This window comes from Castellaniella sp. GW247-6E4 (assembly GCF_040276065.1).
Lineage (GTDB): Bacteria > Pseudomonadota > Gammaproteobacteria > Burkholderiales > Burkholderiaceae_B > Castellaniella.
Window position 1 is genome coordinate 1 of sequence record NZ_JBELOI010000059.1, and the last position, 527, is coordinate 527.

A 527-nucleotide genomic window follows, 5' to 3' on the forward strand; every position below is an offset into this window, starting at 1 on the left:
TAGCCCGAGGCGGCCTGGCGGATGCTCCTGCGCGAAGAACAACATCTGTTCGCCCCCATGCTCGGCACGCCACTGCCGAATCCGCCGCTGCAGCGTCCTCAACTTCGAGTTCCCCAGATCCCCTGGGTGCCGCCGCTGCAATTCGTCGAGTATCGTCACCGCCATCAGATCTGGCTCGGCCTGCAGCATCGGCACCACCTCGCTATCCCAGACTTCGGCCAGCGGATCGCTACGCGTGCGCCAATGACGCGGCGCACGCTGCGAGGGTGGGCCCTCGCGCCTCTCCAGGCGCCGCGCACTGGCCACGCTGATGCCGACCTTTGCGGCCGACGTCTCCTGGCTATGGTTCACACGCAATTTCTTGTATTGGGTCATCTGATGATCCCTGATGCGTTTGCCGGGCATATTGACCGCCTCCCTGTCGAGGCAATCACTGTAAAACCCCTATCGCATCCCGCGTCCCGGCGGTGCGCGTCAACCGCTCAAGATAGTTGTCGTCCACCGCTCAAGATAATTGTCGTCGTCCA

Annotated in this window: 1 protein-coding gene; it reads right to left on the reverse strand. The window is 63.0% G+C overall.

From position 1 onward, the window contains the following. Positions 1-405, reverse strand: a 405-nt coding sequence (locus ABS761_RS16930; protein ID WP_502881462.1) for an IS21 family transposase, incomplete at its 3' end; no start/stop codon positions are given. Positions 406-527: the final 122 nt, after the last annotated feature.